At 76.4% G+C, this 8807-nt stretch carries 7 protein-coding genes; all 7 read left to right on the top strand.

Annotation, left to right across the window (positions count from 1 at the left end; translation table 11 throughout):
• Nucleotides 1-687, top strand: a 687-nt coding sequence (locus IN07_RS25975) for a hypothetical protein (RefSeq protein ID WP_052091567.1), incomplete at its 5' end; no start/stop codon positions are given.
• 46 nt (nucleotides 688-733) lie between these two features.
• Nucleotides 734-2362, top strand: a complete 1629-nt coding sequence (murJ, locus tag IN07_RS20375) for a murein biosynthesis integral membrane protein MurJ (RefSeq protein ID WP_052091566.1) — start codon at nucleotides 734-736, stop codon at nucleotides 2360-2362.
• Nucleotides 2359-3510: a glycosyltransferase family 4 protein gene (locus IN07_RS20370; RefSeq protein ID WP_036339744.1), complete on the top strand. Its 1152-nt coding sequence runs from the start codon at nucleotides 2359-2361 to the stop codon at nucleotides 3508-3510. Before murJ ends, IN07_RS20370 begins: the two co-directional genes overlap by 4 nt.
• On the top strand, nucleotides 3507-5951 hold the full coding sequence (locus tag IN07_RS20365) for an alkaline phosphatase family protein (RefSeq protein WP_052091565.1): 2445 nt from the start codon (nucleotides 3507-3509) through the stop codon (nucleotides 5949-5951). The genes IN07_RS20370 and IN07_RS20365 overlap by 4 nt, the downstream gene beginning before the upstream one ends.
• The gene (locus tag IN07_RS20360) at nucleotides 5908-7647 is read left to right on the top strand and encodes a CTP synthase (RefSeq protein ID WP_269429980.1); all 1740 of its coding nucleotides are present in this window, start codon (nucleotides 5908-5910) and stop codon (nucleotides 7645-7647) included. Before IN07_RS20365 ends, IN07_RS20360 begins: the two co-directional genes overlap by 44 nt.
• Nucleotides 7647-8231 carry an NUDIX domain-containing protein gene (locus IN07_RS20355; protein ID WP_036339738.1) on the top strand — a complete coding sequence of 195 codons (585 nt, stop codon included), beginning with the start codon at nucleotides 7647-7649 and terminating at the stop codon, nucleotides 8229-8231. The genes IN07_RS20360 and IN07_RS20355 overlap by 1 nt, the downstream gene beginning before the upstream one ends.
• 50 nt (nucleotides 8232-8281) lie before the next feature.
• Nucleotides 8282-8695, top strand: coding sequence for a GlcG/HbpS family heme-binding protein (locus IN07_RS20350; protein WP_036339730.1), 414 nt, complete (start codon nucleotides 8282-8284; stop codon nucleotides 8693-8695).
• Nucleotides 8696-8807 lie beyond the last annotated feature (112 nt).

The raw sequence follows: 8807 nt of genomic DNA, 5'->3' as shown, positions 1-8807 counted from the left end.
GGCCCGGTGCTGGCCGCCGCGGCGACCGGATCGGCGGTGCTCGGTGCCCCGGCGGGCCAGCGGGCCGCGGCCGCCGTCGTCGGTGCCGTCGCCGGTGCGGTCGGTGGCTACGACGACCTGGCGGGCGCCCGGCCGGAGCAGGCCCGGGACAAGGGACTGGCCGGCCACCTGGCCGCACTGCGGGCGGGTCGGGTGTCGGCGGGGGCGGTGAAGGTCGCCGGGATCGGTGCCGCCGCCGCGGTCGCCGCCGTGCTGACGCGCCGTGGCAGCGGGGTGTCGGCCGTCGTCGACGGCGTCCTGACCACCGGCCTGGTCGCCGGGACGGCGAACCTGGTCAACCTGCTCGACCTGCGTCCCGGCCGGGCCGCGAAGGCCGCCGTGCTGCTGTCCGCGGCGACCGTGGGTGGCCCCGCCGGTGGGCTGGTCGCCGGCCCGCTGGGTGCCAGCCTGGCCGTGCTGCCTGCGGACCTCGGTGAGCGCGTGATGCTCGGCGACTGCGGGGCCAACGCCGTCGGCGCGCTCCTCGGCCTGCGGCTCGCCGCGCTGCCGGGCCGGGGCTCCCGGGCCGGCCTGCTCGGTGTGGTCACCGCGCTCACCCTGGCCAGCGAGAAGATCAGCTTCACCCGGGTCATCGAGTCGACCCCCGGCCTGCGGGAGCTCGACCGGCTCGGCCGCCGCACGGCGTGACGGTCGGGCAGCACCCCGGGGGCCGTGCTCCCGGGCGGGTCCGGCGATGACGAGCACCGCCCGCCGTCGGGTCGTGCAGGGCGCGGCCGGGGCGGCGCTGCTGATCTCGGTGCTCACCCTGCTGGCCCGGCTGGCCGGGTTCGGGCGCACCGTCGTCTTCACCAACGCCGTCGGAGCCGACAGCACCGCGGACACCTACCTCGCGGCGAACTACGTGCCGAACATCGTCTTCGAGGTGGTCGCCGGCGGCGCACTGGCCAGCCTCGTCGTGCCGATGCTCGCCGGTGGGATCGCCGTGGGGGACCGGGAGCAGGTGCGCCGCACCGCCGGTGCGCTGCTGGGCTGGGCGCTGCTGGTGCTGGTGCCGCTGGCCGCGCTGCTCGCCCTCTTCGCCCGGCCGATCGCCGGTGCGCTGCTCGGGGACGACCCGGCTGAGGTCGACCTGGCCGCCCGCTTCCTGGTCGTCTTCGCCCCGCAGGTGGCCCTCTACGGCATCGCGGTCGTGCTGACCGGCGTCCTGCAGGCGCACCGCCGCTTCGCCGGGCCCGCGCTGGCGCCGCTGCTGTCCACCCTGGTGGTCGCCTCCGCCTACCTGCTGTTCGCCGGCCTCGACGGCAGCCGCACCGTGGGCGGGCTGTCCACCACCGCCGAACTGGTGCTCGGGGTGGGGACGACGTTGGGTGTCGTCGCGCTCGCGGCGTCCCTGCTGGTGCCGCTGCGCGGGTTGCGGCTGGGGCTGCGGCCCTCGCTGCGCTTCCCGGTCGGGGCGGCGCCCCGCGTGCGCCGGCTGGCGCTGGCCGGGGTGCTCACCCTCGCCGGCCAGCAGCTGGTGGCCGTGGTGGCGATCTGGCTGACCGCCGGGGCGCCCAACGGCACCCTGGTCGCCTACTTCGCCGGGATGACGGTCTTCCTGCTGCCGTGGGCCGCGCTCGCCGTGCCGTTGGCCACCTCGGTCTACCCGGGGCTCACCGAACGGGCCGCGGTCGGGGACGAGGAGGGGTACCGGCGGACGCTGGCGCCGGCCGTCGTCCTCACCGTGGTGAGCAGTGCGGTGGCGGCGGCGGGCCTGGTCGCGGTCTCCGGTCCGATGGCCCGGGTGTTCCTGGCCGCCCCGGAGAACGCCGGCGCTGCGGCCGCGCTCCAGTCGACGATCGCCGCCTTCGCCCCGGGCCTGGTGGGCTACGGGCTGGTCGCGCTGCTCTCGCGGGCCCTGTACGCCCGGGGGTCGTGGCGCTCGCCGACGGTCTGCGTGGTCGGTGGCTGGCTGGTGGCCGTCGCCGCGGACCTGGTGCTGGCCGCGGTGCTGCCCCCGGCCGACCGCGCGCTCGCGCTGGGCGCCGGGCACAGCATCGGGGTCACCGTGGCCGGCATCGCGCTGCTGGTCGTGGTGGCCCGCCAGGCCGGCGCCGGCGCCCTGACCGGCGTGGCCCGCACCGGTGGGCCGGCGCTGCTGGGCGGCGGGCTCGCGGGTGCGGCCGGGCTGCTCACCGCCCGGGCACTGGGCGCCGACCCGGTGCCCGGGGACGGCGTGCTCGCCGCGGTCGGCATCGGGCTGGCGGCCGGCGGGGTCGTGCTGGTGGTCGCCGCGGCGGTCATGATGGGGACCTCCCGGCGGCCGTTGACCGCGGCCGTGCAGGGCCTGCGGGGGGCCGACGCACCAGGAGGGGACCGATGACCGACGAGCCTCTCCTGACCGGACGCCGGATCGCGGAGGTGCTGGCCACCAGCACCGGCGGCGTCGGCACCCACCTGCGCTCGGTGCTGTCCGCGCTGGCCCGCTCGGGCGCGGCCGTGCGGGTCTGCGGCCCGCAGGCCACCGAGGAGCTGTTCGGCTTCACCGCCAGCGGCGCGGACTTCCGTCCGGTGGGCATCTCCGCAGGGCTCGACCCGGTGGCCGACCTGCGCGCCGTCCACGCCCTGCGCCGGGCCACCGCGGGGGCGGACCTGGTGCACGCCCACGGGCTGCGGGCCGGGCTGGTCGCCGCGGCGGCCCGTGCACTGGCCGGGCAGCGTCGTCGGCCGTTGGTGCTCACGCTGCACAACGCGCTGCCCGAGGGCGGCGGCCTCCGCCGCCGCGTGCTGCAGGCCGCCGAGCGGGCAACCGTCCGCGGCGCCGACGTGGTGCTGGCCGCGTCCGGGGACCTGGCCGACAACGCCCGCCGGCTCGGCGCCCGGGACGTGCGGGTCGCCCCGGTCTCCGCCCCGCCGCTGGGGCCCGCCCGGCGGGACCGTCGCGAGGTGCGGCGCGAGCTCGGGCTCGACGACGACCGCCGGCCCCTGGTCGTCGCCATCGGCCGGCTGCACCCGCAGAAGGGGTACGACTCGCTGCTGGACGCCGTCGGCCGGTGGTCGGCGGACCCTCGGCTGCGCCCGGCACCGCTGGTGGCCATCGCCGGGGACGGTCCGCTGTCCGACGAGCTCTCCCGGCGCATCGCCGCCGAGGGGCTGCCGGTGACGCTGCTCGGGCGGCGCACCGACGTCGCCGACCTGCTCGGCGCCGCGGACGCGTGCGTGCTGCCCTCGGTCTGGGAGGCGCGCTCGCTGACCGCCCAGGAGGCGCTGCGGGCCGGGACGCCGCTGGTCGCCACGGCCGTCGGCGGGATCCCCGAGCTGGTCGGGGACGCCGCTGAGCTGGTGCCCGCCGGCGACGCCGCGGCCCTGGCCGAGACCGTCGCCCGGGTGCTCACCGACCCCGCCGAGATCGCCCGGCTGGGGGCCGCCGGACCACGTCAGGCGGCGACCTGGCCCGACGAGGCGGCCACCGCGGCCGCCCTGGTCGAGCTCTACCGGGAGCTGCTCGGACCGCCCGAGAGCCGACGATGAGCGGGCCGGCGGGGCGGGGGTGGGGCGCCCTCGCGCGGCTGCTCCCGGCAACCCTGGCCGTGGTGGCGCTGCTCGGCGGACTGCTCGCGGGCACCACCGGCCCGGCGGCGGCCGCCACCGCCGGGGGACCGTGGTCGGCCACCCGGGTGGTGGACGTCGGGGTCGCCGGGCTGACCTGGTCGGACCTGGACCCCGAGCGCACCCCCGAGCTGTGGGCGCTGGCCGAGGAGTCGGCCATCGGTGCGCTGTCGGTGCGGGCCGCCCGACCCACCACCTGCCTGCTGGACGGCTGGGCCACCCTGGGGGCGGGCAACCGGGCCCGCTACCCGGGCCCGGTGGAGCCGGTCCCCCCGGTGCCGGTGCCGAGCGTCCCGCTCCCGGAGGACGACGCGGTCGCGAACGGCGCCGACGACGGCTCGGCCGCGGTGCAGGCGGACACCCGGCTGTCCTGGTGCGGGCTGGAGGAGCAGGTCGCCGACGTCGGCCTCGCCGAACCGCAGCAGACCGTCGCACGGGTGGCCGCCGACGAGGCGACCGCCCGGTTCGGCGCCGAGCCCGGCGCCCTCGGGGAGGCGGTGGACTGCAGCACGGTGGTCGGCCGCGCCGGCTCGCTGGCGGTGGCGGGGGAGACCGGCGAGTTCAGCGTCCGCGACCAGCTGCCGGCCGAGCCGGCCGAGGTCGCCGCGCTGCTGGCGGAGTGCCCGCTCACCATCGTCTCGCTGGACCAGCTGACCGACGCCGGCGCCCCGGTCATCGAGGAGACCGACACCGGCACCCAGCCCTCCCGCCGGGAGGCGGCGCTGGCGGTCATCGACCAGACCGTCGGCCGGCTGCGCGACGCGGTGGCCGAGCTGCCCGGGGACACGCTCTTCCTGCTGCAGGGGGTCTCCGAGGTCAACGGCGGCCGGCCGCAGCTGCACGTGGGGCTGGCCAGCGGGCCGGGGGTGGCGCCGGGCTGGCTGACCAGCGCGAGCACCGGCCGGGCGCCCTTCGTCCAGCTGATCGACGTCGCGCCCACGATCCTGCAGGCGCTGGGCCTAGACCGGGTCTCCTCGATGAACGGGCAGCCGTTCCGGGTGGCCGGCGACCGGCCCGACCTGGTGACCGCGATCGCCGAGCTGGAGCAGATCAACACCCGCGCCGTCGTCCACTACCGCAGCACCGGCACCACCTTCTGGCTGCTGGTGCTGCTCAACGGCGCGCTGGTCGTGCTGGGCCTGCTCGGCCTGGGCGGCTGGGCCACCGGGTGGTTCCCCGGCCGGGCCCGGGGCCACGGGCGGGTGCGGACCTGGCTGCAGCAGCGCACCCCAGGACGGCGCCGGACGGCGGCCCTGCGGGTCGCCGCGCTCGCCGTCGCCGCCGTCCCGGTGTCGACCTACCTGGCCAACCTGGTGCCCTGGGAGCTCAGCTCGGCCCCGCGACCGGCACTGGCCGGCTCGGTGCTCGGCTGCACCCTCGCGGTGACCGCGGTCGCCGCGCTGGGACCGTGGCGGCGGACCCGGCTGGGGCCGGCCGTCGCCGTCCTGGTCATCACGCTGGGGACCCTGGTGGGCGACGTGCTCACCGGCTCCCACCTCGAGCTCGACGGCCTGCTGGGCTACGACGCCATCGTGGCCGGTCGGTTCACCGGGTACGGCAACCTGAGCTTCGGGCTGCTGGCGGTCAGCTCCCTGCTGCTCACCGCCGCGGCGGCTGCCGCGGTGGCCCGCCGGGCGGGGACACCCGGCCGCCGGCACTGGCTGCTGCCGGTGCTGGGAGCCGGGGTGGCCAACGTGGTCGTGATCGGCGCACCGTCGCTGGGCCGGGACTTCGGGGGAGTGCTGGCCGCCGTCCCCGGGTTCCTGGTGCTCGGGATGCTGCTGGGCCACATCCGGGTCACGGTGGTCCGGCTCGTGGCGGTCCTCGCCGTCGCCGTGCTCGCCGTCGGCACCGTCGCGGTGGTCGACTGGCTCGGCCCGGCCGACGAGCGCAGCCACCTGGGCCGCTTCGTCGGGCAGCTGCTGGACGGCGAGGCCTGGACCGTGGTGAGCCGGAAGGCCCAGGCCAACCTCAACATCCTGCTGGGCAGCCCGCTGGCCTGGATGCTGCTGGTCGCGCTGGTCGCCGCGGTGTGGCTGCTGCGCCCCGGCGGACTGCTGCGCACCCGCCCGGGTCACCGCGCCGCGGGGCTGCCCGCCGACGACCTCGGGGTGCTGCGGGCCGGCCTGGTGGCGGTCGCGCTCAGCCTGACCCTGGGCGCCCTGGTCAACGACAGCGGCGTCGCCCTCCCGGCGACCGCCGCCACCGTCCTGGTGCCCCTGCTGGTGTGGCTGGTCGCCAGTGCACCGGGCGGCGACGGGGCCGCCCGGCCGCTCCCGGGCCGGGCGCCGGGAGCGGCGACGGGGGCCCCGGGAGCCCGTGTTAACGTGGGCGTCCGTGGGTCGACTGGCAGAACCTCGTGACCGCGGACCTCTTCTCCCCAACTCCCAGCCGACGAAGTTCGTCTTCGTCACCGGCGGCGTCGTGTCGTCACTGGGCAAGGGACTGACAGCAAGTTCTCTGGGGGCGTTGCTCTCCAGCCGTGGCCTGCGGGTCACGATGCAGAAGCTGGACCCGTACCTCAACGTGGACCCGGGGACGATGAACCCCTTCCAGCACGGCGAGGTGTTCGTCACCGAGGACGGCGCCGAGACCGACCTGGACATCGGGCACTACGAGCGGTTCCTGGACACCGACCTCACCGGCCGGGCCAACGTGACCACCGGCCAGGTGTACTCCGACGTGATCGCCAAGGAGCGGCGCGGGGAGTACCTGGGCGACACGGTGCAGGTGATCCCGCACATCACCAACGAGATCAAGTCCCGCATCATGGCCGTGGCCGAGGGCCCGGAGCGGGTCGACGTGGTCATCACCGAGGTCGGCGGCACGGTCGGCGACATCGAGTCGCTGCCCTTCCTGGAGGCCGCCCGGCAGGTGCGGCACGAGATCGGCCGGGACAACTGCTTCTTCCTGCACATCTCGCTGATCCCCTACATCGCCCCCTCCGGTGAGCTGAAGACCAAGCCCACCCAGCACTCGGTCGCCCAGCTGCGCAGCATCGGCATCCAGCCCGACGCGCTGGTCTGCCGGTCGGACCGGGAGATCTCCGAGGGCATCAAGCGCAAGATCGGCCTGATGTGCGACGTGGACGCCGAGGGGGTCACCTCCTGCCCGGACGCCCCGTCGATCTACGACATCCCCAAGGTGCTGCACCGCGAGGGGCTGGACGCCTACGTCGTCCGCCGGCTGGGCCTGCCCTTCCGGGACGTCGACTGGACCGTGTGGGGCGACCTGCTGGACCGGGTGCACGACCCGAAGCAGACCGTCACCGTGGCGCTGGTCGGGAAGTACATCGACCTGCCCGACGCCTACCTGTCGGTCACCGAGGCGCTGCGTGCCGGTGGGTTCGCGCACCGCTCGCGGGTGCAGATCCGCTGGGTGCCCTCCGACGACTGCGAGACCCCCGAGGGCGCGGCTGCGGCGCTGGCCGGCGTCGACGGCGTGTGCATCCCCGGCGGGTTCGGGGTGCGCGGCATCGAGGGCAAGCTCGGCGCGATCCAGCACACCCGGGTCAACGGCATCCCGACCCTGGGCCTGTGCCTGGGTCTGCAGTGCATGGTCATCGAGGTGGCCCGGGACCTGGCCGGCATCGAGGGCGCCAACTCCACCGAGTTCGACCCGGAGACGCCCGACCCGGTCATCTCCACCATGGCCACCCAGCTCGACGTGGTGGCCGGCCGGGGCGACATGGGCGGCACCATGCGGCTGGGCAGCTACCCGGCCGCGCTGCAGAAGGGCTCGGTCGTCGCGGCCGCCTACGGCGCGACCGAGATCACCGAGCGGCACCGGCACCGGTACGAGGTGGCCAACGCCTACCGCGACCGGCTGACCGAGGCCGGGCTGGTCTTCTCCGGCACCTCGCCCGACGGCACCCTGGTCGAGTTCGCCGAGCTGCCCGCCGACGTCCACCCGTTCTTCGTCGGCACCCAGGCGCACCCGGAGCTGAAGAGCCGGCCCACCCGGCCGCACCCGCTGTTCGCCGCCTTCGTGCAGGCCGCCGCCGGCTACCAGGACGCCGCCCGGCTGCCGGTGCCCGAGGACGAGCAGGTGGGCATCTGATGCCCCACTCCTACGACGTGGTCGCCTCCGAGGAGCTCTACGCCGGCCGGATCATCTCGCTGCGCAAGGACACCGTGGCGATGCCCGGCGGCGGCGAGAGCGGGCGCGAGGTCGTGCACCACCCCGGCGCGGTCGGCATCGTCGCCCTGGACGACCAGGACCGGGTGGTGATGCTGCGCCAGTACCGGCACCCGGTCGGGGAGCACCTGTGGGAGGTGCCGGCCGGTCTGCGCGACGTCGACGGGGAGCCGCCGGTGGAGACCGCCCGCCGGGAGCTGGCCGAGGAGGTGCAGCTGTCGGCCGAGCGCTGGTCGCTGCTCACCACCCAGCACCCGTCGCCCGGCTTCTGCGACGAGCTCGTGGTCCTGTACCTGGCCGAGGGGCTCAGCGACGTCGCCCGCCCCGACGGCTTCACCGTGGAGCACGAGGAGCTGGACATGACGGTGGAGCGGGTGCCGCTGGCCGAGGCCGTCCAGTGGGTGTTCGACGGGAAGATCCGCAACTCCCTCGCCGTCATCGGGGTGCTGGCCGCCGCGCAGGTGCGGGCCACCACGCCGCAGCTCCGCCCGCTCGACGCGGTGTGACGGGTGGGTCCGGTTTGCCCCCGGACCCACCCGCGGGCGATGGTGGCCCGGTGCTGACACATGACCAGGCCCTGTCCCTGCTCCAGGCTGCGCGGGAGGAGTCGACGACGCTCGGCGTCCCGATGTCCTTCGCCGTGATGGACCCCAGCGGCCACCTCGTCGCGCTCATCCGGATGGACGGCGCGCCGTGGATCTCCGCCGACGTCGCGCAGGGCAAGGCGTGGACGGCGGCCGCCTACGGCGCCCCCAGCGCCGCCCAGAAGGCGAAGATGGAGCCGATGCCGAACTTCGCCTCGGCGATCACCACGATGACCGGCGGCAAGTTCACCCCGCAGACCGGCGCCGTGCCGGTGTACTCCGACGGCACGCTGCTCGGCGCGCTGGGCGGCAGTGGCGGCACCGGCCAGCAGGACGAGGACGTCTGCGCCGCCGCGGTCGCGGCCTGCGGCTACTCCCTCAGCTGACCTCCACCGGCTGAGGGGCGGGCGGGCGACCGGAGACCGAGTCGCTCGAGCTCCAGCCCGGCCAGCGCGTGCAGCGCGGCCGGGTCGCCCGCCCGCCAGCCGGCCCCGGTGC

Source organism: Modestobacter caceresii, from assembly GCF_000761485.1.
Taxonomy (GTDB): Bacteria; Actinomycetota; Actinomycetes; order Mycobacteriales; family Geodermatophilaceae; genus Modestobacter; species Modestobacter caceresii.
The sequence above is the reverse complement of the archived record's forward strand: the minus strand, read 5'-3'. Positions and strand labels throughout refer to the sequence as shown.

Coding starts and splice junctions, on each gene's coding strand:
- IN07_RS20370 (WP_036339744.1), top strand. CDS start 2,359: ATGACCGACGAGCCTCTCCTGACCGGACGCCGGATCGCGGAGGTGCTG.
- IN07_RS20365 (WP_052091565.1), top strand. CDS start 3,507: ATGAGCGGGCCGGCGGGGCGGGGGTGGGGCGCCCTCGCGCGGCTGCTC.
- murJ (WP_052091566.1), top strand. CDS start 734: ATGACGAGCACCGCCCGCCGTCGGGTCGTGCAGGGCGCGGCCGGGGCG.
- IN07_RS20355 (WP_036339738.1), top strand. CDS start 7,647: ATGCCCCACTCCTACGACGTGGTCGCCTCCGAGGAGCTCTACGCCGGC.